This is a genomic window from Paraburkholderia sp. EG304, assembly GCF_046543485.1.
GTDB classification, from domain to species: domain Bacteria; phylum Pseudomonadota; class Gammaproteobacteria; order Burkholderiales; family Burkholderiaceae; genus Paraburkholderia; species Paraburkholderia youngii.
The window spans coordinates 1-251 of the sequence record NZ_JBKGUA010000500.1 but is presented as its reverse complement, the minus strand read 5'-3'; the positions used below and the strand labels follow the sequence as shown (position 1 = coordinate 251).

At 59.4% G+C, this 251-nt stretch carries 1 protein-coding gene; it reads right to left on the bottom strand.

The window, feature by feature from the left end:
- On the bottom strand, positions 1 to 237 hold a 237-nt coding region (locus ACLFKU_RS44905), incomplete at its 3' end, for a hypothetical protein (RefSeq protein ID WP_410853536.1).
- Positions 238 to 251: the final 14 nt, after the last annotated feature.

Sequence of the window (251 nt, the reverse complement as noted above, 5' to 3'; positions counted from 1 at the left end):
CGGTGCCTGTACGAACCCCTCGGCGACGTCGTGCTTGTGAGGGGCACAGGCGGACGCAACGCAACACAACCAACCTTTATAACCGCTCAAGCTACCGGACAAGGTGCAATGTGAAGCCGACTCCTTGTCCTGCGGACGATATACGCGCGCAGGAAGGAATGATGTGCCGTAGTGACGCGCGAAGTCCAGCACAGTGTCGCCGGCACGAGGTTCATAGCGATCGGGATCGGCAATCATCGCGCGTGGGTTAT